This window comes from Stenotrophomonas sp. NPDC077659 (assembly GCF_050268705.1).
Lineage (GTDB): Bacteria > Pseudomonadota > Gammaproteobacteria > Xanthomonadales > Xanthomonadaceae > Stenotrophomonas.
The window spans coordinates 1-22,944 of the sequence record NZ_JBNNHG010000001.1 but is presented as its reverse complement, the minus strand read 5'-3'; the positions used below and the strand labels follow the sequence as shown (position 1 = coordinate 22,944).

The following is a 22,944-nucleotide window of genomic DNA, read 5'->3' as shown; positions in this document are numbered from 1 at the left end:
TCTTTCCGGCTCCAGGCATGTCCGAACTCCAGCACCCGGTACTTACCACCACCTTCCTGCCGCTGCAGCGCACGTCGCTGGCGCGCTACATCGCCCACGGCACGCCGCCGCAGACCGCGCTGGAACAGGCCGGGCTGATGGCCGCGCAGCTGTGCCGCACGCGCCTGCATGCGCCGGCCGAGATCGAGCGCCTGCTGCACGACGCCTGCGCGTTGTTCGCAGGCAACGATGCCGCCGCCGCGCAGTTGACCGGCAGCGGTGGCGGTGGCCAGCTGGAACGGGATGCGTGGCTGGCCGCGCTGGCCGCCCACGGCGTGCTGCTGGCACCGGCGCAAATTCTGCAGGACTTCATCGTGCAGTCGCCGCGTGCGTATCCCGGCCTGGCATTGCAGCAGGCCTGCCAGGAAACTTTGGCCGAACATGGGATCCGCTTTCCGGCGACCTTCGCCAGCGACGGTGAAGATGCCGACCAGGACCAGGCCGTCGCCAGCGACGTGCGCGCGGTCGAACACCATGGCCTGTATACCTCCGAGCAGGCCCGCGTGCTGCGCGCGATCGCCGCCAACCCCGATGAACTGATCGACCTTGATGGCTATGCCGGTACGGGCAAGGGCCATCTGGTGCTTGCGTTGATGGACGCGCGGCCGGGCCGCTACACCTACATCGCACCGTCGCGTGGCCAGGTCGAAGCCTTCCGCGCCCGGGTGCCTGCCAGCACCGCGGTGCGCCTGCTGACCCAGATCGAATTCGCCAACCGCGTGGCCCAGCACGCCGCGCGCAGTGGCCAGACCGGCGGCTTCATCGCCAGCTACCGGCGCAGCACCCGCACGCCGCGCGAGATCGCCGGCCGCATCGGCCTGCAGGGCATCGGTGGGCGCAGCCCCGAACAGGTGCTGCTGACCGCCTTCGAGGCCATCAACCGCTGGTGTGCCTCGTCCGCACCACGCATGGCGTTCCAGCATTTCGACCGCTCGGTGCCGGCGGCGATGCTCGATGTGGCGCCCTATCTGGCCGCAGCCGAGAAGGTGTGGCGCAGCATGTTCGATGCCGACCTGCAGCGCGGCGCGCTGTTGAGCCTGAGCCCGGCGCACATCGGCAAGTGGCTGGCGCTGCGCGGTGTCACCCCGCCGCAGGACATGGGCATGCTGCTGGTGGACGAGGCACACGATCTGAGCCCGTCGTGGAAGCAGCTGCTGGCCGGGCACGCACCCGGTGTGGTCAGCCTGGGTGACCCGCACCAGTGCCTGACGGGTACGGTGCCGCGCTGGGCCGCGTCGAAAGTGCTGGAAATGCACCAGTCGGTGCGCCAGGGCAACCAGGTCGATGGCCTGGTCAACCAGGCGTTGGCACTGGACGGACTGGGCCAGGACAGCGGCCCGTTCGTCGGTGCGGCCGACCGCGCTACCGGCGTGCTGCACTACCGCGACTGGTCACAGGTGCCAGGCGAAGGTCTGCGCGTCCACGGCAACGTCGTCGATCTGGCCGTGGATGCCGCACAGCTGCACGCGCACGGACTGCGGCCCTACCTGCTCCCGGCCTCGCTGCGCGCGCTGCGCGGCGCGCTGCAGCGGCCGCTGGATGCCTGGCGACGCCGCGACGGACAACCGGCGCAGGAATGGGAGCGGCTGCTGGCCACGCAGGCCGGGCACGGGCAGGGCGCGCTGCTGGACCTGTTCGCCTCCGCTGATCGGGTGCAGTCCCTGCTGCAGGTGCTGGATGACCAGGACACACCTGCCGATACGCGCGTGGTGCTGTGCCTGGCCGAACACGCGAAGAACCTGCAGTTCGATGTGGTTTCGCTGTCGCCCGGTTGCTTCAGTGCGGGGCAGGGCGCGCACATCTGGCACAACCCGGTGCGCGCGGTGTACCTGGCATTGACCCGCGCGCGGCGCCAGCTGCACGTACCCGTCGATGGCATGGAACAGCTGCAGCACACCGCCGCGCTGCAGGAGCAGGCGCGGCAGGCACGCCGGCGCGAGCGGCAGCAGGCCAGTGGCTACCGGCCCGTGCGCTAGGCGCCGGCGTCAGCTCAGCACTTGTCCTTGCGCCCCATCAGCTTGCCCAGGCGCGAGGGTTCATCGCACTTCGGTACCACCGGTGCGGCCGGTGCCAGTGCAGCGGCACGTGCCTTCTGCAACTGCTGGATCTTCGCGCGGATCTGCGGCATTGCTGCCATCGCGGCCTTCTCGCCTTCGAGGATGGCGGTGCCCCGCTGGCTGAAATCGGCAGCGCCGATGTCCAGCACCTTCGGCCGGATCACGATGTCGGCGCGGGCCAGTTCCTGCTCGCCCAAGCGTTGGCCCATGATCGCGATCGACTGGTTGACGATGCCCAGCATGCCGGTCGGCGCTTTGCCGCTGGCCTTGCTGGAAATATCCACGGCGATGACGAACTCGGCGCCCAGCTGGCGCGCGGCATCGACCGGCACCGGGCTGACCACGCCGCCATCGATGTAGTTGCGCCCACCGATCTTCACCGGCTCGAACACACCGGGAATGCTGCTGGAGGCGCGCACGGCCTGGCCGACGTTGCCGCGCACGAAGATCGCGCGTTCGCCGGTTTCAAGCTGGGTGGCGACCGCGGCGAAGGGCTTCTTCAGCTTCTCGGCCGGGCGGTTGGCCACCTGTTCGTTGACGTAGTCCTGCAGCTTCTGGCCCTGCACCAGGCCGCCGGAGAACAGGCGCACGTCGCGGATGCTGGCTTCATCCAGCGCCACCGCCTTGCTCTGCATCTGGAACGCATCCATGCCGCTGGCATACAGCGCGCCTACCACGCTGCCGGCGCTGGTGCCCGACACCACCACCGGTTCGAAGCCGTTGGCTTCCAGCATCTTGATGACGCCGATGTGGGCAAACCCCTTGGCTGCACCGCCGCCAAGGGCGATGCCGATCTTCACAGGCTTGGCCTGCGGCACCACGGTGGGCTGCTGCGGCGGCGTGGGGCGGACCTCCTCGCCACCGCAACCGGCCAGCAGGCCAAGCAGGGCGACGGACAGTAGTACGCGGGGGTGGAACAGGCTCATCGGCAATGCGCTCGGGGCGCCGGATTCAGGAAAGGGCGCCAGCATACCGAAGCTGCAAAATCCGTGGGTAGTGCCGGCCGCTGGCCGGCAGCCAGGTGAGTTTACCGGCCAGCGGCCGGCACTACCAAGCGTTCAGAACCCGTTGTCGCCGCCCAGGAACGATCGTTCGCCGCGGCGCTTGCCGCCGCCCTGCGGCGCCGCCATCCACATGCGCCCGGCCAGGCGCGAGAACGGCAGCGACTGCAGCCAGACCTTGCCCGGCCCGGTCAGGGTGGCCAGGAATACGCCCTCGCCACCGAATACCATGCTCTTGATGCCGCTGACGCGGCGCACATCCATCTCCACCGTCGGGTGGTAGGCCACCACGCAGCCGGTATCGACGTCCAGGCGTTCGCCCGCAGCCAGTTCGCGTTCGACCACGCAGCCACCGGCGTGGATGAAGACCCAGCCGTCGCCTTCCAGCTTCTGCATGATGAAGCCCTCGCCGCCGAACAGGCCGGTCATGATCCTGCGCTGGAACTGCACGCCGATGCGTACGCCGCGCGCGCCGGCCAGGAAGCTGTCCTTCTGGCAGATCAGGCGTCCGCCGTGCTGGTCCAGCTTCATCGGCAGCACGGTGCCGGGGTAGGGCGCGGCGAAGGCCACCTTGCCGCGGCCCGTGCCGGTCTGGGTGTAGACGGTGGCGAACAGGCTCTCGCCGGTCACCACCCGGCGGCCGGCGGCCATCACCTTGCCCATGAAGCCGCTGCTGGCCTGCGAGCCGTCGCCGAACACGGTGTCCATCTGCACCGTTGATTCCTTGAACATCAGCGCGCCAGCCTCGGCGATCGCGCTTTCGCCCGGGTCAAGGCCGATTTCCACGAACTGCATTTCATGGCCGACGATGCGGAAATCGATGGGATCGCCGTGGCCGCCGCCGCTGTTGATGGTCGGCATGGCTGCGGCAGCGGGCGGGGCAGGCGGTGCCGTGGAGGGCACCGCCGGGGCCACGGCACCCTGCAATGCAGCCACTTCGGACACGGGTGTCCACCCGCCCATGCCCTGGCACCACGCAAGTGCGCGTGGATTGTCCCGTGCAAAATGACGCGCGGCGTCTTCATCGAGCGGGCCGATGCGCTCGGCCTGGCCGGCAGCATGGAAGTACCACTGGGTCATCACAGCAGGTCCGTTGCAAGGGGAAGAACCAGAGTCTAGCGGCACGCACGTGGCCCTGCTGGAAGGGCGGCATGAATGATCGGCATTTGCGGCGTGCGTGCTGTATTGCAACAATTATCTGGTAGCGCCGTTTTACCACCCCTCCAAACACAGCCTACCGCCATGTCTCCGACCCGCACTTCCCGTGGCCGATTTCCGGTCGCGCGTCCCCTCGCTGCCGCTCTTTCCGCCCTGCTGCCGCTGGTAGCAGCCGCCCAGGAAACCCCCGCTGCCAAGGATCCGGTTGCCCTTGACGCCCTCCAGGTCACCGCGCAGCGCCGCGTCGAGAACGCCAAGGACGTGCCGGTCGCGATCACCGCGATCCAGGGCGAGAAGCTGGATGTGCTCGGCTCTGCCGGCGATGACATCCGCTTCCTGTCCGCGCGCGTGCCCAGCCTGAACATCGAATCGTCCTACGGCCGTGCCTTCCCGCGCTTCTACATCCGCGGCCTGGGCAACACCGATTTCGATCTCAACGCGTCGCAGCCGGTGTCGCTGGTGTATGACGACGTGGTGCAGGAAAGCCCGCTGCTGAAGGGCTTCCCGCTGTTCGATCTGGCTGGCGTGGAAGTGCTGCGCGGCCCGCAGGGCACGCTGTTCGGCCGCAACACCCCGGCTGGCGTGGTGAAGTTCGATTCGGCCCGCCCGTCGCAGGACGCCGATGGCTACATGAAGGTCTCCTACGGCAGCTATGACACCTGGAACGTGCAGGGTGCCTACGGCGGCCCGCTGACCAGCCGCTGGTCGGCCCGCGTGTCGGCGCTGTACCAGCGCCGCGACAACTACGTGGACAACACGGTTGCCAACGCGCCCAGCTCGGGCTTTGAAGGCTATGACGAAGCCGCTGGCCGCGTGCAGTTCCTGTACGAAGGCGATGACGTCGAAGCGCTGTTCAACCTGCACAAGCGCAAGCTCAACGGCACTGCCCGCCTGTTCCGCGCCAACATCATCCAGCCCGGCAGCAACGCGCTGGTCGAGAACTTCGACCGCGACAAGGTTTCCACCGATGGCCTGAACTTCTCCAACCTGGAAACCTGGGGCGGAAGCGCACGCATCAAGTGGGATCTGGGCCGCGTCACCCTGCACTCGATCACCGGCTATGAAACCGCCGAATCGCTGAACCACGGCGACGTCGATGGTGGCTACGGCGCCTCGTTCCTGGGCGCGGGCAACTACGGCCCGGGCAACATTCCGTTCCCGTCCGAATCGGCTGACGGCCTGCCGCACCACCGCCAGTGGACGCAGGAATTCCGCGTCGAATCCAACGAGTGGGGCCGCTTCGATTGGCAGGCCGGCGTCTTCTACTTCGATGAAGACGTGACCATCGACAGCTTCAACTACGATTCGCTGACGCCGGGCAACCCGCAGACCGGCCACGCCGTGCAGAGCCAGCGCAACAAGGCCTGGGCCGCGTTCGCCTCCGGCGACCTGGACGTGACCGACCGCTTCAAGCTGCGTGCCGGCGTGCGCTACACCCAGGACAAGAAGGACTTCACCGCCAGCGTGCTGCAGGCCGTGCCGGGCGGCACGCCGGTCAGTGGCCCGTACCTGGCCAACAGCGATGTCGACGATGTCAGCTGGGACCTGAGCGGCGTCTACCAGATCACCGACAACATCAACGCCTATGCGCGCGTGGCCAAGGGCTTCCGTGCACCGTCGATCCAGGGCCGCCTGGCCTTCGGCGGCGTCACCCAGGCCGATTCAGAGAAGGTGATCTCGTACGAAGCCGGCATCAAGGCCGACCTGTTCGACCGTCGCGCCCGCCTGGGCTTCAACGTGTTCCGCTACAACGTCGATGGCCAGCAGCTGATCGCCGTGGGTGGCAGCAACAACACCGCCACCCTGCTCAATGCCGACAAGACCCTTGGCCAAGGCTTCGAGCTGGACTTCGAGGCCTACCTGACCGACCACGTACTGATGACCCTGGGCAGCAGCTACAACGACACCGAAATCAAGGACAAGAACCTTGCGGTGGCGATCTGTGGCGGTGGCTGCACCATCACCGACCCGACCACCGTCATCAACGGCGGCACCTACGCGCTGGTCAACGGCAACCCGCTGCCGCAGGCGCCGAAGTGGATCCACAACCTGACCCTGCGTGCCGGCTTCCCGGTGAACGACGCCAGCGAGATCTACGTCTACACCGACTGGGCCTACAAGAGCCCGGTGAACTTCTTCCTGTACGAGTCGCCGGAGTTCCGCAGCCGCAGCTCGCTGGAAGGTGGCCTGCGCGTGGGTTACAACTGGGATTACGGCCAGTACGACGTAGCCGTGTTCGGCCGCAACCTGACCAACCAGACCCGCGTGGTGGGCGCGATCGACTTCAACAACCTGACCGGCTTCCTCAACGAGCCGCGCACGTTCGGCGTCGAGTTCACCGCGAAGTTCTGATGTGGTTGATGGCGTGATGCAATGAAGAAGGGCCGGCGCACTGCCGGCCCTTCTGCTTTCCAGGGCCGCCGGGCATGGCCCGGCGCTACCCATACCCCACGTGGTAGTGCCGGCCGCTGGCCGGCAACGATTGATCCGTTACGGACGCTTACAGCGCGCTTTCCGGTCGCACCTTCAGCACCGCTTCCTCGGCCGCGCAGTCGCGGCTGGAATGCAGGCCGGCCTTGCGTGCAGCGGCGATCTCTTTGCGTGCCGCCAGCAGATCCTGGTTGAACGCCGCGTTGTCATGCAGGCGGGCAACGGCAGCCGCGCCCATGAAGCGCCCTTCAAGGATGTCGCTCTGCCAGTGCACGTTGCACACCAGGCGGCTCTCGCCGTAATTGCGGCCGCGTGCCTGGATGGCATCGGCGCGGTCCGGCGCGATCTCCGACAGGATCAGCGCCCAGGCCCAGCCGATGGAGGTGTGGCCGGACGGATAGGAGCCGTTTTTGCGCAGCCCGGCTTCATCGTCCGGCGTGCAGGTCGGCTCGCCGTTGACCATGAACGGGCGCGGGCGCTGGTACTGGTTCTTGGCTGCCTTGGTGGCCGCGCTGGCATCGATGCGGCTGCGCTCCAGCAGGCGGTACAGGGCGGGGGTCTTCACCGCGTCCACGTCGATATCCACCGCGCAGGAGAACTGGTTGGCGCCTTCGGGGAAACCGAGTTCGGCATCGCGGTTGGCCTGGGCGAAGCGCGGCGTGCCGCGCAGGGCACGGGCCTCGCGGCTGACCTGTTCGTCCAGGGCGAAACCGGCCGAACCGGTGGCCGGTGGCGATGGCACCAGAGCGATGCTGGCCGGCACGGCCGCCTTGTCCAGGTAACCCACCGCCTTGGTGGTCACAGAGGCTTCCACCGCCGTTGGCGGGGGGGCGGTGGTCGCGCAGCCGGCCAGCGACAGGGTGACGGCCAGGCCGAGCAGGGCACGGGCGGGGAGGGCGGGCAAGGACATGGGCAGGCTCAGGACAGGAAACACAGCGGCCATGATCGCAGTCCGTCCTGCTGCCCGCAGCGGCCATCGGTCATACGGCCAGACCTGGCATGGTGCGTGTGGAGGGTCACGAACCTGCAACAGACGCCGGCAGGTCGCCAATGGCCCGAACTTGGGCGCAGCGCACGGACTTTCACGCGCGTTCGCGGCCAGCATCGGCGCACAGCCGGGCCGGGGGGATCCGCTGACAAGGGAGAGATGCGATGCGCAGCACCGCAACAGGAAGTACCGTCCTGGCCCTGCTGTTGGGCCTGGCCTGCACCCCGGCGCAGGCCGCCGATGTCTATGGCGTGGCATTCGTCCACGGCACCGGCGCACAGACCAACGCCACCCAGGATTACTGGCAGCCGGCCATCATCGACACCGTGCGCCAGGGTCTGCCGAACACCAGCAACTACGTGGTCATCAACTGCGATTTCACCCAGTACATGTGGAAGCCGGAGGCCGCCGGCTGCCTGGCCAGCCAGCTCACCGGCTTCATCGACAGCCGTGGCATCACCCAGCTGGTGGTCATCACCCATTCCAACGGCGGCAACGTGGTGCGCTGGATCCTGTCCAACCCCACCTACGACAGCCGCTACCCGAAGATCATCAGCAGGCTGCGCAAGGTGACCGCGCTGGCACCGTCCTCGGCCGGTACGCCGCTGGCCGAAGCGGTGCTCAACGGCAACAGCTTTGAAACCTCGCTGGGGTGGCTGCTGGGCTACCAGAACGATGCGGTACGCATGCAGCAGGTCAGCCACATGGCCACCTACAACGCGCAGAACCTGTACGGCACGGCTGGCCGCCCGGCGCTGCCCAAGCCGTTCCGCGCGGTGGTCGGCAGCGATGTGGAATCGGCCGTCTGGGACAGCAACAGCTACTGCGGTGGCTATGCGGCCAATGTCGGCCTGGAGTTCACCCAGAACTGGCTGTCGTCCTGTTCGGACGGTTTCCTGGAATGCAGCAGCCAGAAGGCTGCCGGCACGCTGTTGTTCACCGACAAGGCGCGTACCCAGGGCGCCGAGCCGCTGAGCCACAACCAGAGCCGCCGTGAGTGCTTCGGCCTTGGCACGATCCTGCGCAACGACCTGACCCAGTGAGGGAGATGACCATGAAGATGCATTCCACCCTGCTGGCTGCGGCCGTAATGGGCGCCGCTGCCACCGTTGCCGCCGCACCCGCACAGGCCGCGCAGACGCTGCGTGCCGCCATCGCCGGTGACCAGGTTCCGGCGACGCTGGTGGCAGCGCCGTTGCCGGCCAGCGACAGCGAACGCGTACCGCTGGCCTTCGCCTGGGCGCTGGACCCGGCGCAGCCGCTGCAGGCCCCGGGCGTCTACGCGGCGGTCAGCCGCAGCTATTGGCAGCAGGTCGACGCGGCCGAACTGCAGCGCGGCGTGGATCTGCCGCTGACCGCACCGGATGCGGTGATACAGCTCAGCCCCGCTGCCGGCGCGCGCGCGCTGCCCGCCGAAGCGCTGCAGGTACGCGATGCCGCCGGCCTCACCGGCGTGGCGCGCAGTGTCGATGCACGCCAACTGCAGGCCGCCGGCATGCCGGTGAGCGATGGCAGCAGCATGCTGCGCACCGGGGCCGGCAGCGCGGTGGGCGCCTACCGGCTGCAGAGCGCGCAGGCGCAGGGACGCTACGTGGTGCAGGTGCTGGAACCCAACAGCCCGGTGCGCCTGGAAGTGCAGGCCGACCAGGCGCAGGTGCTGGCGGGTGGCAGCGTGCAGCTGCAGGCGCGCCTGCTGGAAGATGGCGCCAGTACGGCGAAGCTGGCCACGCGCCGCGGCAGCCTGGGCGGTGAAGCCCTGCTGGTGGCACCGGATGGGCGCAGCTGGCCGCAACGCCTGCTGCGCACCACCGATGGCAGCCTGGGCGCGCAGGTGCGTATTCCGGCCGAGGCCAGCACCACGCAGGGGCTGTGGGAACTGCAGGTATTTGCCCAGGCCGACGGCGTGCTGCGCGATGGCAAGGTCGCGTTCGCCGTGGCCCAGCCGACGGCGCGTTTCAGCGGCCAGGCCACGCCCGATGTCGCCAGCCGCCAGGTCGCCCTGCCGCTGCAGGTGGCCGCTGCCGGTCGCTACGAAGCACGCGGCACCCTGTACGCCACCGGTGCCGATGGCCAGTTGAGGCCGGTGGCGCAGGCGCATGCGGCGGCCTGGTTCGAGGGCCCCGGACGTGGCGCATTGGTGTTGCCGTTTGACCAGGCCGCGTTGCCCGCTGGCTTCGGCGCACCGTATGAGCTGCGTGACCTGCAGCTGCAGGATCAGAGCCGGATGGCGCCGATCGAATCGCGCGCGCTGGCGCTGCGGTTCTGAATGGAAGGTGGCGGGCTGGATACCCCGGCCCGCCACCGGCAGGGTGACGGGGGCGGAACCTCGACGGGGTAGAGTCGACTGTCAGTCGACTGCTCTGCGTTCGGACCGCGAAAATCCCGCGCTGCGCGCGATAGTCGACTGACAGTCGACTCTACCGCCGTCCCGCCGTCCCGCCGTCCCGCCGTCCCGCCGTCCCGCCGTCCCGCCGTCCCGCAAGTCCGACGCGTTACCCCGCGTACGCGGTCAGCCGTCCCTCGTGTTCGACCACGCGGATCGCTCCGCCGAACACCGCCGACAGCGGTTCATCGCGCAGCAGTTCCCTGCGGGTGCCATCGGCCAGCACGCGGCCGTCGCGCAGCAGTACCACCCGCTCGATCTCAGGAATCACTTCCTCGATGTGGTGGGTCACCAGCACCAGGGTGATGCCCTGCTGGGCCAGCACGCGCATGGTGGCCACCAGCTGCTGCCGCGCTACCAGGTCCAGGCCGGTAGACGGTTCATCCAGCAGCAGTGCCTGCGGCCGGTTGACCAGGGCGCGGGCAATCAGCACGCGGCGGGTCTCGCCGGCCGACAGTTCGGCATAGGCACGCTCGCGCAGCGCCAGTGCGCCGGTCATCGCCAACGTCTCGCCCACCCGCACCCGCATGTCCGCCGTCACCTCGCGGAACGCTGGCACCACGTAGCTGGCGAAGAAACCCGACAGCACCGCCTGTTCCACGGTCAGGCCGGGCATGTCGGACAGATTGCTGCTGAGATCGCCGGTGACGATGCCGAGCTGCGAACGCAGGCGGTCGACCTGCCAGCGGTTCTGCCCCAGCACCTTCACCGCGACCCGACCGTCGGCCTGGGCCAGCGGATACAGCTCGCGGGTGATGAGCTTGATGAAGGTCGACTTGCCGCAGCCGTTCGGGCCCAGCAGCGCGGTGTGCTGGCCCTGGGCGATGCGCAGGCTCAGCCCGTGCAGGACCTTCACCTGGCCACGGATGACGCTGGCATGGTCCAGTTCGATCAGGGAGGGCAGCTCCCCGCCGGAGGGGGCAGTGGTAACGGCGCGGGCGCGCGGATCAAGACTCGACAACTCAGGTCCCCAACTGTGAACAGTGCCACTTCATGACGGTGCAGGAATACCGCCGCGAGGGTACAGTTTGCAACGCAAGCGCCCATCATGTCTGCCAACCCTGCGTCGATCTGGAGTGCCGCCATGCCCGATGCCCTGATCTCCCTGCTGACCGGTGGCGTGCTCGGCCTGGGTGGCTGGGCCATGCTGGCGGTGCTGCTGGTCTTCACCCAGCTCACCATCTTCTCGGTCACGCTCTATCTGCACCGCAGCCAGGCCCACCGCGGGGTCGATTTCCATCCCGTGGTGGCGCACGTGTTCCGCTTCTGGCTGTGGCTGACCACCTCGATGATCACCCGCGAATGGGTGGCCATCCACCGCAAGCACCACGCCAAGGTGGAAACCGAGGACGACCCGCACAGCCCCGTCACCCGCGGCATCGGCAAGGTGTTCTGGCATGGCGTGGAGCTGTACCGCGAGGCGCGCGGCATGCGTGCGGACATCGAACAGTACGGGCGTGGTACGCCGGACGACGCCATCGAGCGCCACCTGTACACGCCGCGCGCCACCCTCGGCCCGGTACTGCTGCTGGCCATCAACAGCGTGCTGTTCGGCTTGCCCGGCGTGGCCCTGTGGGCGATCCAGATGGCCTGGATTCCGTTCTGGGCGGCGGGCGTGGTCAACGGCCTGGGTCACTGGTGGGGTTACCGCAACTACGAGTCGGCCGATACCTCCACCAACCTGACGCCCTGGGCGTTCTGGATCGGTGGCGAGGAACTGCACAACAACCACCATGCGTTCCCCAGCTCGGCGCGCTTTGCGATGCGGCGCTGGGAGTTCGACATCGGCTGGAGCGCGATCCGCCTGCTGCAGGCGCTGCGTCTGGCCAAGGTGCTGCGGGTGGCACCGGCCATGGACGTGCGCCCGAACATCGCCGTGCCCGATGCCGAAACGCTGAAGGCGCTGCTGTCGCACCGCTTCCAGGCGATGACCGACTACCAGCGCAACGTGTTCATGCCGGCCCTGCGCGAGGAAGCCGCCCATGCCGGGGCGAAGCTGCGCCGTCTGCTGCCGCGCCGCCTGCGCCGCGGCCTGGTCAACGATGGCCGCTGGCTGCAGCCGGACAGCCGCGCCCAGCTCAGCGAATGGGTCGCGCAGCGCCCACGCATCCGCACTCTGGTGGAACACCGCGCGCGCCTGGCTGCACTGCTGGAAGCCCGCGGCCATGACGCCGCCGAGCGCCTGCGCCAGCTGCAGGCGTGGTGCCACGAGGCCGAGGAAAGCGGCATCGCCGCCCTGCAGGCCTATGCCGCGCGGCTGAAGGGCTACACCCTGGTGGGCGCATGAGGCAGCTGCTGGTTGCACTGCTGTGCCTGCTGCCGCTGGCCGCCTCCGCGCAGGTCAGTGATACGGCCACCTACCTGCAGCGCATGGACAGCGACGGCGATGGCAAGGTCAGTGAGGCCGAGTATGTGCAGTGGATGCTGTACGCCTTCGACCACATGGACCGCAATGGCGACGGCGTGCTGACCGCCGACGAACTGCCCGGCGGCAAGGGCAGGACCATCACCCGCGAACAGCAGCGGCAGGTCATCGTGCAGCGCTTCCACAAGCAGGACGCCAACGGTGATGGCTGCCTGGATGCACGCGAACTTTCGGCACCGCCGCGCTGACCATGGATGAACAGATGGACGACGAGCTTTTCGGGGAATGGATCGACTTCTGCGCCGGGCGCAGCGAGCAGGAGGGCTGGTACTTCTCCGGCCTGCTGCAGGGCGTGACCGACCCGGATACGCTGGCGGCGGTGTTTGCCAGCTTCGCGCACGCCGATGCGCTACGGACACGCGCGCTGGACGTGCTTGCTGCTGGCGAGTGGGGCGAGCATCTGTACCTGCAACCAGCTACCGTAGGTGATGCGCAGGCACGGACGACTGCCGCGCGTGCCTGGCTTGATGAACTGGCGAAGGCGGCCGGTGCCGCCGGCGAACCTGGACTGCAGGCTACGCTGCGCGAGGTGCCGGTGGTGATCGCTCCGGCGGCGCGACTGGACGCGGCCTGGCGCGGATCGGGCCCGGCCGACTACCTCCACGATGTCATCTGCGATGTGGTGCGCGAGGCACGCACGGTGGAGACCCCGCAGGTGAATGGGTTGGACGAGGTGCTGTACCACATCGCGTCCGACCTCTACCTGGGGTGGTACATCACCCAGCCACTGGCGCCGACGGCGATCGACTTCGCTCCCTACCTGGCGTTCTGGCGGCTGGGCGGTCGGGGCGCACTGGTCGAGGGTGCCTTCCTTGTCGAAGCAGACAGTCTGGAATCGTAGCCCGCGCCGGGCCATGCCCGGCGGCTTCGCATGGCCCGGCGTAGAATCCCTCCATGCCTGAACTGCCCGAAGTAGAAACCACCCGCCGCGGCCTGGCGCCGCATCTGCAAGGCCGCCGTGTTCACGGGGTTATCCTGCGCCGCGCCGACCTGCGCTGGCCGATTCCGCCCGAGGTGGCCGAGCAGCTGCCGGGCCAGCGCATCGACGCGGTGCGCCGCCGGGCCAAATACCTGCTGCTGGACACCGCCGTGGGCAGCGCCGTGCTGCACCTGGGCATGTCCGGCAGCCTGCGCGTGCTGCCCGGTGACACCCCGTTGCGCACGCACGACCACGTGGACATCAGCCTGGACAACGGCCGCCTGCTGCGCTTCAACGATCCGCGCCGTTTCGGCAGTCTGCTCTGGCAGCCGGCCGGCGAGATCCACCCGTTGCTGCAGGGGCTGGGCCCGGAGCCGCTGGACGAGGCCTTCGACGGCGATTACCTGTTCGAGCGCAGCCGCGGCCGCAGCGCGCCGGTGAAGACCTTCCTGATGGACCAGGCGGTGGTGGTCGGGGTGGGCAACATCTACGCCGCCGAAAGCCTGTTCAAGGCCGGCATCAGCCCGCTGCGCGAGGCCGGCAAGGTGTCGCGCGAGCGCTACCGGCGGCTGGCCCGCGAGGTGAAGGACACCCTCGGCTACGCCATCACCCGGGGCGGCACCACCCTGCGCGATTTCATCAGCCCCGATGGCGCCCCGGGCTATTTCGAGCAGGAGCTGCTGGTCTATGGCCGTGACGGCCTGCCGTGCCCGCAGTGCGGCCGTCCGCTCAAGCACGCGATGATCGGCCAGCGCGCCAGCGTGTGGTGCAGCCGCTGCCAGCGCTGAACCGCTTCATGCAGCGCACACCGGCAGCGCTATAGTCCGCACAGCATCCGCTGCGGGGGAGGTTGCGATGGACGAGGCTCCGGATATCACCGTGTGGCTCGATGCCGCGCGCGGTGGTGACCGCACGGCGCTGGACCGCGTGCTGACCACGCTGTACCAGGAGCTGCACGGCATGGCCCGGCGCCAGCTGGCCGGCCAGCAGGGGCGCACCCTGGACGCCACCTCGCTGGTGCACGAGTCCTACCTGAAGCTGCTCGGCAGCCGCGGCGCGGCGCGCTTTGAAGATCGCGCGCACTTCTTCGCCTATGCGGCCTCGGCCATGCGCAGCGTGGTGGTCGACTACGCGCGCAACCGGCTGGCGCGCAAGCGCGGTGGCGACCTGAAACGCGTGGCCGAGATACCCGAGAACAGCAGCAGCGGCGTGCGCCTGGACGAGGACCTGCTGGCCCTGGACGTGGCGCTGGAACGGCTGCAGGCGGTCGACGCGCACCTGGCGCGCGTGGTCGAGCTGCGCTACTTCGCCGGCCTGTCCGAACAGGAGATCGCCGAACTCAGCCAGCGCTCGGAACGCAGCATCCGCCGCGACTGGCAGAAAGCGCGGTTGTTCCTGCTGGCAGCGATGCGCGGCGACTGAGGCGCGCAGACCGACCATGGACGCTGCGCGCTGGCAGCAACTGTCGTGCTGGCTGGACCAGCTGCTGGAGCTGGCCCCGGAAGCGCGACAGCTGCGCCTGCAGCGCCTGGCCGAGCACGACCCGACCCTGGGCCGCGACCTGGAGCACCTGCTGCTGCAGGAGGCCGACAGCGAGGAGTTCATGGCCCAACCGCTGTGGACGGCTGCGCCGCCGGGCCGTGCCGGTACCGAGGTGGGGCCTTACCGGCTGCTGCGCCCGCTGGGCGAGGGCGGCATGGGCCAAGTCTGGCTGGCCGAACGTTGCGACGGCCTGTACCAGCGCCAGGTGGCGCTGAAGCTGCTGCGCAGTGGCGTGGCCGATCCGGGCCTGCGGCAGCGCTTCGGCCGCGAGCGGCAGATCCTGGCCCGGCTGCAGCACCCGCACCTGGCCCAGCTGCTGGATGCCGGCGTGGACCAGCACGGTCAGCCCTTCCTGGCCCTGGACTACGTGGAAGGCGAGCCGATCAGCGATTACTGCCGGCGCCTGCAGCCCTCGCTGGACGCCCGCCTGCAGTTGATGCTGCAAGTCTGCGCGGTGGTCAGCCATGCCCACGCCAACCTGGTGGTACACCGCGACCTGAAGCCGTCCAACATCCTGGTCCGCGCCGATGGCACGGTGAAGCTGCTCGATTTCGGCATCGCCGCGCTGCTTGACCACGATGATGCCGACGCCACCCACCCGTCCACCGAGGTGCGCGCGTTCACTCTGCACTACGCCGCACCGGAACAGGTGCGCGGTGAGGCGGTCACCACCCTCACCGATGTCTATTCACTGGGCGTGGTGCTGTTCGAGGTGGTGACCGGGCACAAACCCTACCGCCTGCGCCGGCACAGCGATGCCGAATGGGAACGTTCGATCCTGGATGTGCAGGTGCCGCGTGCATCGACCCTGCTGCTGCGCCTGGCCGAGCAGCCCGGTGCAGAACGGCGCACGCTGCGGCGGCAGGCCCGGCAGCTGCGCGGCGATCTGGACATGCTGCTGGAAAAGGCGCTGCAGAAAGATCCCGCACAACGCTACGCCTCGGCCGAGGCACTGGCCGGCGACCTGCAACGCTACCTGCAGGGCCGGCCGATCCAGGCCCGGCCGCCTGGCGTGGGCTACCGCGTGAACAAGTACATCGGCCGCCACCGCTGGGGTGTGGCGCTGGCCTCGGTGGCGGTACTGGCCCTGCTCGCCACGACCTCCATCGCGCTCTGGCAGGCGCGTCAGGCGCAGGTGGAAATGGCCCGCGCACAGGCCATGCAGGATTTCACCGTCAGCCTGTTCGACAAGGCGGCCAGCGAGCGCCACGGCCATTTCGACGTGCCCCAGCTGCTGGCCACCGGGCAGCAGCGCGGCGAGGCCGAACTGGCCGACCAGCCGCTGGCGCTGGCCGAGCTGGAAGGGGTGATCGGTCGCCTGCGCATCGGCCTGGGCGACTACCAGCTGGCCCTGCAGACGCTGGACCAGCAGCGTCGGCTGCTGCAGCAGGTGGACGCGGTGCCGCCGGTGCTGCAGCTGGAAGCGGTGACCCAGCGCGGGCGCGCGCTGCGCATGCTGGGCCGCGACCGCGACTGCCTGGCGCACCTGCAGCCGCTGCAGCCGTTGGCCGCCCGCCAGGCCGATGCCCTGCCGGCCACCGTGGCCGAATTCCACAGCCAGCTGGGTCGCTGCCAGGCGCAGCTGGGCAATGCGGACGCGGCGCGGGCCTCGTTCGAGCGAGCGCTCGCCCTGCGCCACCAGGGTATCGGCCAGCGCTTTGGCCGCGCCGAATCACTGGCCGATCTGGCCGCGCTGGATGCCAGCGCCGGGCGCCTGCCGGCCGCACGGGCTGGCTACCAGCAGGCGCTGGCGCTGCTGGGCCAGCCCGCGGACGGCCGCAGCCCGCAGGTGATTGCCCTGCACCGTCAGCTGGGCGAGGTGCTGGCACGGCAGGGCCAGACCGAGGCCGCCGCCTCCGAACTGGATCTGGCCTGGCATGCCGCCCAGGATGCCTGGGGCCCGCGCCACCCCGAGACATTGGTGGTGCGCCGCGCACGCGCGCTGCTTGCGCTGCAGCGCGGGCAGGGTGAGTGGGCCGGGCAGGAACTGCAGCAGGTGCAGGCGCAGCAGCTGCGCGCGCTGGGCCCGGCCCATCGTGAGGTGGGCCAGGGCGAGTTCGCACTGGGGCAGTGGGCCAGCAAGCGCGGCGATTTCGCCCTGGCGGCCCGGCACTACGCACGAGCGGTGGCGATCTGGCGCCAGCCCGACCACACCGCCCTGCTGCCGCAGGCGCTGCTGGCCCAGGCGCAGGCGCTGCAACAGGCCGGGCAGCCCGTCGCCGCGCACGCCGCGCTGGCCGAAGCGCGCCAGCTGCTGCTGGCCCAGCGCGGGCCACAGGCCCCGGCCCTTCGCGATCTGGACACACAGCAGGTTATGTTGGCGAAGGCTGAACCGGGCATGCAGCCCTCCGCTGCCCGTTAACGTTTGTGTGCCTATGATGGCCGACCTTTCCCTTGCTTCCGCGCCTGCATGCAACGACGCGACTTCCTCCGCAATGCCTCCCTGGCCCTGGCCGCCTTCGGCCTGCCGATCCTGCCGGCCTGCGCGGCCGGGAAGAGTGGCCAGCTCGGGCTGCGCCGGCTCGGCCAGCCGCAGCCGTTCGATTTCGCCACCCTGAAGGGCCAGGCCCGCGCGCTGGCGCAGGCGCCCTACCAGAGCCACAAGCGGGTGCTGCCCGGGCGCCTGGAGGGGCTGGACTGGGACCAGTACCAATCGATCAGCTACCGGCAGGACCATGCCCTGTGGGCCGACCAGGCGGGCAAGTTCCAGGCCAAGTTCTTCCATCTGGGCCTGTACTTCCATTCGCCCGTGCGCATGTTCGATGTGGTCGATGGCAAGGCACAGGAACTTGCCTACGACGGTGCCGCCTTCAATTACGGCAGGAGCGGCATCAGGAACGGCGAGCTGCCGGCCGATCTGGGCTTCGCCGGCTTCCGCCTGAACACCCGCACGGACACCGACCGCGACTTTGCCGCTTTCCTGGGGGCCAGCTACTTCCGCGCCGTCGGCAAGGAAGGCCAGTATGGCCAGTCGGCGCGCGCGCTGGCCATCGATACCGGCATGGGCAAGCCGGAGGAATTCCCCGACTTCATCGCCTATTACCTGGAACAGCCGGCGGCCGACTCGGACACGATCGTGGTCTATGGGCTGCTCGATTCGCCCAGCGTGGCCGGTGCCTACCGCTTTGCCATCACCAATGGCGACGTGCTGCTGATGGACATCGACAGCGCGCTGTACCCGAGAAAGGCCATCGAGCGCATGGGCATCGCACCGTGCACCAGCATGTACCAGGTGGGCGAGAATGATCGCCGCATGGGCTGGGACTGGCGCCCGGAAATCCATGACACCGATGGCCTGTCGATGTGGACCGGTGCCGGCGAATGGATCTGGCGCCCGCTGGTGAACCCGCGCAACCTGCGCTTCAACATGTTCGTCGATAACAATCCGCGCGGCTTCGGCCTGCTGCAGCGCGACCGCAACTTCGACCATTACCAGGATGACGGCGTGTTCTACGAGAAGCGCCCGTGCCTGTGGGTGGAACCGAAGGGCAGCTGGGGCAATGGTTCGGTGCAGCTGGTGGAGATTCCCACCGTGGACGAGACGTTCGACAACATCGTGGCGTTCTGGAACCCGAGTGAAAAGCCGCAGCCGGGTCAGGAAGTGCTGGTGGGCTACCGTCTGTTCTGGGGTGCCGAGCCGCCGGCACGCACGCCATTGGCGCACTGCGTGGCTACCCGCACCGGCCTCGGTGGCGTGGTGGGCAAGAAACGCGAGTACTTCAGTTGGCGCTTTGCGGTGGACTTTGAAGGCGGCGAACTGGCCAGCCTGATCGACAAGGGCGACGTCGAGGCAGTGGTGGAAGCCAGCCGCGGCCGGGTGGAGATCGTGTCGGCGCGGCCGCTGCGCGAGATCAAGGGTTACCGCGCGATGTTCGACCTGGTGCCGCCGGAGGGCAGTAGCGAGCAGATCGACATCCGCCTGTACCTGCGCAGGGGGGGAAAGCCGCTCACCGAGACTTGGCTATACCAGTACACCCCGCCGCCGGCGGGCGCACCGGAGCGCACGCTGTACTGAGTGGGTTGGGATTGCAGGGCTTGCAGCCCTGCACCCGCAGACGTCAACGTCAACGTCAAAAGCGGGCATTCCGTGGGATGGCGGGGTGGGTCCGGTTGAGGGGGACGCTGCAAGTACGTCCCTGTAAGCTCGGTCGCCGCATCCATGCGGCTCACGCCCCCTCAACCGGACCCACCCCGCCTTCGACAGTTTCCCGCGAGCTGTCGGAACGGCATTCTGCTTTGGTGGGTGTCGACCTTGGTCGACACAGTAGATCCACGCCATGCGTGGATGAATTCGTTCGATATCTGACTGATGTGCCGACCAACGGTCGGCACCTACCAACAGCTGCGTGAACCTGTCGAAGGCGGGGCACTGTGGGTGTGCGGGGTGTGAGCGCCATGGATGGCGCGACCAAGGCTACATGGATGTACTTGCGCCGTCCCCGCGCACCCACAGTGCCCCGCCATCCCACGGAATGCCGCTGTTGATGTTGAGGTTGCCGGCCAGCGGCCGGCACTACCGCAGGTGCAGGGCTGCAAGCCCTGCGAAAAGACCCCTTACAAGGGCAGTGGCGCCTGCGCCGGGTCGATCCGGCCTTCCCCGCGGGTGATCTTCTTGAACTCCGCCCGGCTCACCGACACATAGCGCTCGTTGCCGCCGATCTCCACCTGCGGGCCGTCCTGCACCGCGTGGCCATGCTCGTCCACACGCACGGTCATCGTGGCCTTCTTGCCGCTGTGGCAGATCGTCTTGATCTCCTGCATCTCGTCGGCCCACGCCAGCAGGTACTGGCTGCCCTCGAACAGCTCACCGCGGAAATCGGTGCGCAGCCCATAGCACAGCACCGGAATGCGCAGTTGGTCGACCACCTCGCTGAGCTGCCAGACCTGCGCGCGGGTCAGGAACTGCGCTTCGTCCACCAGCACGCAGCCCATCGGGCCGTTGTCGGCCAGATCCTGGGCCACCCAGCGCTGCAGATCGCTGTCGCGGTCGAAGGCCATGCCCTCGGCGCGCAGGCCGATGCGCGAGGCGACCACGCCCGCACCGGCGCGGTCATCCAGGCGCGGGGTCAGGATCGCCACCCGCATGCCGCGCTCGCGGTAGTTGTGCGCGCTCTGCAGCAGGGTGGTGGTCTTGCCGGCGTTCATCGCCGAATAGTAGAAATAGAGCTTGGCCATCGTCCGATTGTACGCCGCCGCCCCGGCCCGCCGAAGCCGTTCAGCATCCCCACCGGCCTGCGGCTGTGGTCGCCATTCGGGCCCGCTACAATCCCCCTCCAATGCACGGTCTCAATCCCCCCCAAGCCGCCGCCGTCCTGCACATCGAAGGCCCCCTGCTGGTGCTGGCCGGCGCGGGCAGCGGCAAGACGCGCGTGATCGTCGAGAAGATCGCCCACCTGATCGGCTGCGGGCGCTACCCCGCACGCCGCATTGCCGCGATCACCTTCACCAACAAGTCGGCCAAGGAAATGCGCGAGCGCGTGGCCAAGCGCCTGCGTGAGCAGGACGCCGACGAGGTGACCATCTGCACCTTCCACGCCCTGGGCCTGAAGTTCCTGCAGATCGAACACGCGGCGGTCGGCCTGAAGCGCGGTTTCTCGATCTTCGATGCCGACGATGCCGCCGCACAGATCAAGGACCTGATGTCCGGTGCCAAGCCCGACGACATCGAGGACATGAAGAACCTGGTGTCGCGCGCGAAGAACGCCGGCCTGTCGCCCGAACAGGCGATGGCTGCCGCGCGCAGCAACCGCGAGAAGGAAGCGGCCAGCGTCTACGAGCGCTATCAGCTGCGCCTGACCGCGTTCAACGCGGTCGACTTCGACGACCTGATACGCCTGCCGGTGCAGGTGCTGGAAGAGAACCCGGATATCGCTGTGGCCTGGCGCGAGCGCATCGGCTACCTGCTGGTGGACGAATGCCAGGACACCAACGACGCGCAGTACCGGTTGCTCAAGCAGCTGGCGGGCGACAAGGGCAACTTCACCTGCGTGGGTGACGACGACCAGTCGATCTATGCCTGGCGTGGTGCGAACCCGGAAAACCTGCAGCAGATGGGGCGCGATTATCCCGCGCTGGAAATCATCAAGCTGGAACAGAACTACCGCTGTTCCAACCGCGTGCTGCGCGCGGCCAATGCCCTCATCGCCAACAACCCGCACGAACACCTGAAGAAGCTGTGGAGTGACCAGGCCGACGGCGAGCGCATCCGCGTGTGGGAGTGCCGCAACAGCGAACACGAAGCGGAAAAGGTCGCCGCCGAGATCGCCTTCGTGGCGCAGGCGCGCAAGGTACCTTGGAGTGATTTCTGCATCCTGTTCCGTGGCAACTTCCAGTCGCGGCCGCTGGAAAAGGCGATGCAGCTGCTGCGCATTCCCTACCACCTGACCGGCGGCACCATGTTCCTGGAACGCCAGGAAGTGAAGGACACCCTGGCCTGGCTGCGGCTGCTGGTGAACCCCGACGATGACACCGCGTTCATGCGTGCGGTGCAGTCGCCCAAGCGTGATGTCGGCGCCGGAACCCTGGCCAAGCTGGCCGAACTGGCACAGGAAAAAGACATGCCGATGGCGCAGGCGGCCGAGGCCATCGGCGCGCTGCAGCAGCTGCCGCCGCGCGCGGCCAACAGCCTGGCGCGCTTTACCGACATCCTGCGCGACCTGCGCGCGCAGATGCGCCAGGTCAGCTCCGGCGACATGATCCGCAAGGTGGCCAAGGAGTCGGGGCTGTTGAGCGAGCTGCGCCAGCAGGCCAAGGAAGAGGCCAGCTACCAGCGCCGCGCCAACAACATCGAGGAACTGGCGCAGTGGTTCGAGGGCGGCCCGCGTGGTGCCACCGCCGCCGATCTGGCCGGCCAGCTCGCCCTGCTGTCGCGCAGTGACAAGGACGAGGGCGGCAACCAGGTGCGGATGATGACCATGCACGCCTCCAAGGGCCTGGAATTCCCGTATGTATTCATCGTCGGCTGCGAGGACGGCGTGCTGCCGCACCAGGTCAGCCTGGACGAGGGCAACCTGCAGGAAGAGCGGCGCCTGCTGTACGTCGGCATCACCCGCGCCAAGATCCAGCTGTGGATGAGCTACAGCAAGCTGACGCGCAAGTTCGGCGAGCATGTGCGGTTGAAGCCGAGCCGGTTCTTCGATGAGATTCCGGCTGAAGAGATCCAGCGCGATGGTGCCGACCCGGTGGCCGATGCAGCGCGCAAGAAAGAGCGCGCCACGGCGGGTCTGGCCGCCATCGAAGCGCTGTTTGATTGAGCGGAGCGCAGCTGTAGAGCCGAGCCCATGCTCGGCGTGCGCATCGACGGATCAGCTGAGCATTGGCTCGGCTCTACAATCGGCCTATCCCAGCGGAGATCCGCGCATGCAACCCATTGAAAGCGAACGCCTGCGGCTGCGCCGCCTGGAGCCAGACCGGGATGCTGCGCCGATGCTGGCACTGCTCAACGATCCGGGCTTCCTGCGTTTCATCGGTGACCGCAACGTGCGCAGCGAGGAACAGGCGCGGGAATACATCGCGCTGCGGGTGCTGCACAGCTATGCGTTGAACGGGTTCGGCATGTACGCGATTGAACGGCTGGCCGATGGTGCCTGGCTGGGCAATGCAGGCCTGGTGCGGCGCGATGGCCTGCCGGGGCCGGATATCGGCTACGCGGTGCTGTCGGCGTTCGCCGGGCACGGCTACGCCAGCGAGGCGGCGCGGGCGGTGTTCGCGCATGCGCGTGCGGAGCTGGGCATCGATGATCTCTACGGCATCACCGACCTGGACAATGTGGCTTCCGGGCGCATCCTGTTGGGGCTGGGCATGCAGGAACGTGGGGTGGTCCAGCTGCCGAACGTGGATAGTCCCAGCCGGTTGTACGCCACGCCGGGTGCGGCGCAGGTCTGACCCCTGATGATGGTGGGTGCCGACCGTTGGTCGGCACCGCATCGGCATTGCGGGTTGGGTAGTGCCGGCCGCTGGCCGGCATCACGGTGAACCAGGTTGCCGGCCAGCGGCCGGCACT

At 68.4% G+C, this 22,944-nt stretch carries 18 protein-coding genes; 13 read left to right on the top strand and 5 right to left on the bottom strand.

Going from position 1 to position 22,944, the window contains the following annotated elements:
• The first annotated feature begins 17 nt into the window (after positions 1 to 17).
• A complete protein-coding gene (locus ACQKDV_RS00090) occupies positions 18 to 2,015 on the top strand; it encodes a hypothetical protein (protein WP_427781771.1) in 1,998 nt (665 codons plus the stop codon).
• A 14-nt stretch (positions 2,016 to 2,029) separates the two neighbouring features.
• Here the strand turns inward: ACQKDV_RS00090 and ACQKDV_RS00085 are convergent, their stop codons facing one another.
• Positions 2,030 to 3,022, bottom strand: coding sequence for a patatin-like phospholipase family protein (locus ACQKDV_RS00085; RefSeq protein ID WP_427781770.1), 993 nt, complete (start codon positions 3,020 to 3,022; stop codon positions 2,030 to 2,032).
• 132 nt (positions 3,023 to 3,154) lie between these two features.
• Positions 3,155 to 4,177, bottom strand: a complete 1,023-nt coding sequence (locus tag ACQKDV_RS00080; protein ID WP_427781769.1) for a TIGR00266 family protein — start codon at positions 4,175 to 4,177, stop codon at positions 3,155 to 3,157.
• 162 nt (positions 4,178 to 4,339) lie between these two features.
• On the opposite strand from ACQKDV_RS00080, the gene ACQKDV_RS00075 reads away from it, so the two are divergent.
• A complete protein-coding gene (locus ACQKDV_RS00075) occupies positions 4,340 to 6,607 on the top strand; it encodes a TonB-dependent receptor (RefSeq protein ID WP_427781768.1) in 2,268 nt (755 codons plus the stop codon).
• Between the two features lie 148 nt (positions 6,608 to 6,755).
• Here ACQKDV_RS00075 and ACQKDV_RS00070 read toward each other — a convergent pair whose 3' ends face one another.
• Positions 6,756 to 7,595, bottom strand: a complete 840-nt coding sequence (locus tag ACQKDV_RS00070; protein ID WP_427781767.1) for an acid phosphatase — start codon at positions 7,593 to 7,595, stop codon at positions 6,756 to 6,758.
• Between the two features lie 242 nt (positions 7,596 to 7,837).
• On the opposite strand from ACQKDV_RS00070, the gene ACQKDV_RS00065 reads away from it, so the two are divergent.
• Both ACQKDV_RS00065 and ACQKDV_RS00060 read left to right on the top strand, forming a co-directional pair.
• Positions 7,838 to 8,716 carry a hypothetical protein gene (locus ACQKDV_RS00065; RefSeq protein WP_427781766.1) on the top strand — a complete coding sequence of 293 codons (879 nt, stop codon included), beginning with the start codon at positions 7,838 to 7,840 and terminating at the stop codon, positions 8,714 to 8,716.
• Positions 8,717 to 8,727: 11 nt separating this feature from the next.
• Positions 8,728 to 9,939 carry a DUF4785 domain-containing protein gene (locus ACQKDV_RS00060; RefSeq protein WP_427781765.1) on the top strand — a complete coding sequence of 404 codons (1,212 nt, stop codon included), beginning with the start codon at positions 8,728 to 8,730 and terminating at the stop codon, positions 9,937 to 9,939.
• Between the two features lie 226 nt (positions 9,940 to 10,165).
• Here ACQKDV_RS00060 and ACQKDV_RS00055 read toward each other — a convergent pair whose 3' ends face one another.
• Positions 10,166 to 10,951 carry an ABC transporter ATP-binding protein gene (locus tag ACQKDV_RS00055; RefSeq protein WP_427781826.1) on the bottom strand — a complete coding sequence of 262 codons (786 nt, stop codon included), beginning with the start codon at positions 10,949 to 10,951 and terminating at the stop codon, positions 10,166 to 10,168.
• Between the two features lie 189 nt (positions 10,952 to 11,140).
• Between ACQKDV_RS00055 and ACQKDV_RS00050 the strand changes: the two genes are divergently transcribed.
• The 7 genes from ACQKDV_RS00050 to ACQKDV_RS00020 all read left to right on the top strand — a co-directional run bounded on the left by ACQKDV_RS00050 (position 11,141) and on the right by ACQKDV_RS00020 (position 18,957).
• Entirely contained in the window at positions 11,141 to 12,343 is a 1,203-nt protein-coding gene (locus ACQKDV_RS00050) for a DesA family fatty acid desaturase (protein WP_427781825.1), read from the top strand.
• Positions 12,340 to 12,669, top strand: a complete 330-nt coding sequence (locus tag ACQKDV_RS00045; RefSeq protein WP_427781764.1) for an EF-hand domain-containing protein — start codon at positions 12,340 to 12,342, stop codon at positions 12,667 to 12,669. Before ACQKDV_RS00050 ends, ACQKDV_RS00045 begins: the two co-directional genes overlap by 4 nt.
• A 14-nt stretch (positions 12,670 to 12,683) precedes the next feature.
• On the top strand, positions 12,684 to 13,322 hold the full coding sequence (locus ACQKDV_RS00040; RefSeq protein ID WP_427781763.1) for a hypothetical protein: 639 nt from the start codon (positions 12,684 to 12,686) through the stop codon (positions 13,320 to 13,322).
• 53 nt (positions 13,323 to 13,375) lie between these two features.
• Positions 13,376 to 14,188 carry a bifunctional DNA-formamidopyrimidine glycosylase/DNA-(apurinic or apyrimidinic site) lyase gene (gene mutM, locus ACQKDV_RS00035; RefSeq protein WP_427781762.1) on the top strand — a complete coding sequence of 271 codons (813 nt, stop codon included), beginning with the start codon at positions 13,376 to 13,378 and terminating at the stop codon, positions 14,186 to 14,188.
• 67 nt (positions 14,189 to 14,255) lie between these two features.
• Positions 14,256 to 14,822, top strand: a complete 567-nt coding sequence (locus ACQKDV_RS00030; RefSeq protein WP_427781761.1) for an ECF-type sigma factor — start codon at positions 14,256 to 14,258, stop codon at positions 14,820 to 14,822.
• Positions 14,823 to 14,838: 16 nt separating this feature from the next.
• The gene (locus ACQKDV_RS00025) at positions 14,839 to 17,304 is read left to right on the top strand and encodes a protein kinase domain-containing protein (protein WP_427781760.1); all 2,466 of its coding nucleotides are present in this window, start codon (positions 14,839 to 14,841) and stop codon (positions 17,302 to 17,304) included.
• A gap of 48 nt (positions 17,305 to 17,352) precedes the next feature.
• Positions 17,353 to 18,957 (top strand): glucan biosynthesis protein, encoded by a 1,605-nt coding sequence (locus ACQKDV_RS00020; RefSeq protein WP_427781758.1) that lies wholly within the window; start codon positions 17,353 to 17,355, stop codon positions 18,955 to 18,957.
• 539 nt (positions 18,958 to 19,496) lie between these two features.
• Here the strand turns inward: ACQKDV_RS00020 and ACQKDV_RS00015 are convergent.
• Positions 19,497 to 20,117 (bottom strand): thymidine kinase, encoded by a 621-nt coding sequence (locus tag ACQKDV_RS00015; protein ID WP_116864814.1) that lies wholly within the window; start codon positions 20,115 to 20,117, stop codon positions 19,497 to 19,499.
• 101 nt (positions 20,118 to 20,218) lie between these two features.
• On the opposite strand from ACQKDV_RS00015, the gene ACQKDV_RS00010 reads away from it, so the two are divergent.
• Entirely contained in the window at positions 20,219 to 22,195 is a 1,977-nt protein-coding gene (locus ACQKDV_RS00010; protein WP_427781757.1) for a UvrD-helicase domain-containing protein, read from the top strand.
• A 106-nt stretch (positions 22,196 to 22,301) separates the two neighbouring features.
• Entirely contained in the window at positions 22,302 to 22,826 is a 525-nt protein-coding gene (locus ACQKDV_RS00005) for a GNAT family N-acetyltransferase (protein ID WP_427781756.1), read from the top strand.
• Positions 22,827 to 22,944: the final 118 nt, after the last annotated feature.

Bases quoted from the DNA above. Each gene is read 5' to 3' on its own strand.
- ACQKDV_RS00090 (WP_427781771.1), top strand. From the start codon at position 18: ATGTCCGAACTCCAGCACCCGGTACTTACCACCACCTTCCTGCCGCTG.
- ACQKDV_RS00085 (WP_427781770.1), bottom strand. From the start codon at position 3,022: ATGAGCCTGTTCCACCCCCGCGTACTACTGTCCGTCGCCCTGCTTGGC.
- ACQKDV_RS00080 (WP_427781769.1), bottom strand. From the start codon at position 4,177: ATGACCCAGTGGTACTTCCATGCTGCCGGCCAGGCCGAGCGCATCGGC.
- ACQKDV_RS00075 (WP_427781768.1), top strand. From the start codon at position 4,340: ATGTCTCCGACCCGCACTTCCCGTGGCCGATTTCCGGTCGCGCGTCCC.
- ACQKDV_RS00070 (WP_427781767.1), bottom strand. From the start codon at position 7,595: ATGTCCTTGCCCGCCCTCCCCGCCCGTGCCCTGCTCGGCCTGGCCGTC.
- ACQKDV_RS00065 (WP_427781766.1), top strand. From the start codon at position 7,838: ATGCGCAGCACCGCAACAGGAAGTACCGTCCTGGCCCTGCTGTTGGGC.
- ACQKDV_RS00060 (WP_427781765.1), top strand. From the start codon at position 8,728: ATGAAGATGCATTCCACCCTGCTGGCTGCGGCCGTAATGGGCGCCGCT.
- ACQKDV_RS00050 (WP_427781825.1), top strand. From the start codon at position 11,141: ATGCCCGATGCCCTGATCTCCCTGCTGACCGGTGGCGTGCTCGGCCTG.
- ACQKDV_RS00045 (WP_427781764.1), top strand. From the start codon at position 12,340: ATGAGGCAGCTGCTGGTTGCACTGCTGTGCCTGCTGCCGCTGGCCGCC.
- ACQKDV_RS00040 (WP_427781763.1), top strand. From the start codon at position 12,684: ATGGACGACGAGCTTTTCGGGGAATGGATCGACTTCTGCGCCGGGCGC.
- mutM (WP_427781762.1), top strand. From the start codon at position 13,376: ATGCCTGAACTGCCCGAAGTAGAAACCACCCGCCGCGGCCTGGCGCCG.
- ACQKDV_RS00030 (WP_427781761.1), top strand. From the start codon at position 14,256: ATGGACGAGGCTCCGGATATCACCGTGTGGCTCGATGCCGCGCGCGGT.
- ACQKDV_RS00025 (WP_427781760.1), top strand. From the start codon at position 14,839: ATGGACGCTGCGCGCTGGCAGCAACTGTCGTGCTGGCTGGACCAGCTG.
- ACQKDV_RS00020 (WP_427781758.1), top strand. From the start codon at position 17,353: ATGCAACGACGCGACTTCCTCCGCAATGCCTCCCTGGCCCTGGCCGCC.
- ACQKDV_RS00015 (WP_116864814.1), bottom strand. From the start codon at position 20,117: ATGGCCAAGCTCTATTTCTACTATTCGGCGATGAACGCCGGCAAGACC.
- ACQKDV_RS00010 (WP_427781757.1), top strand. From the start codon at position 20,219: ATGCACGGTCTCAATCCCCCCCAAGCCGCCGCCGTCCTGCACATCGAA.
- ACQKDV_RS00005 (WP_427781756.1), top strand. From the start codon at position 22,302: ATGCAACCCATTGAAAGCGAACGCCTGCGGCTGCGCCGCCTGGAGCCA.